Below are 536 nucleotides of genomic sequence, written 5' to 3'. Positions count from 1 at the left end.
TGTAAGTTTCCGTAATTTCCTTAGAAAGGAGGTGATCCAGCCGCAGGTTCTCCTACGGCTACCTTGTTACGACTTCACCCTAATCATCTGTCCCACCTTAGACGACTAGCTCCTAAAAGGTTACCCCATCGTCTTTGGGTGTTACAAACTCTCATGGTGTGACGGGCGGTGTGTACAAGGCCCGGGAACGTATTCACCGTGGCATGCTGATCCACGATTACTAGTGATTCCAACTTCATGCAGGCGAGTTGCAGCCTGCAATCCGAACTGAGAATGGCTTTAAGAGATTAGCTTGACCTCGCGGTTTCGCGACTCGTTGTACCATCCATTGTAGCACGTGTGTAGCCCAGCTCATAAGGGGCATGATGATTTGACGTCATCCCCACCTTCCTCCGGTTTATCACCGGCAGTCTCACTAGAGTGCCCAACTAAATGCTGGCAACTAATAATAAGGGTTGCGCTCGTTGCGGGACTTAACCCAACATCTCACGACACGAGCTGACGACAACCATGCACCACCTGTCATTCTGTCCCCG

At 50.9% G+C, this 536-nt stretch carries 1 rRNA gene; it reads right to left on the bottom strand.

Annotation, left to right across the window (positions count from 1 at the left end):
- Positions 1 to 24 precede the first annotated feature (24 nt).
- Positions 25 to 536: ribosomal RNA gene (locus ABWU86_RS03815) — 16S ribosomal RNA — on the bottom strand; the annotation flags it as partial.

This window comes from Apilactobacillus pseudapinorum (genome assembly GCF_040369555.1).
Lineage (GTDB): Bacteria > Bacillota > Bacilli > Lactobacillales > Lactobacillaceae > Apilactobacillus.
This window is presented reverse-complemented; position numbering and strand designations above follow the sequence as displayed.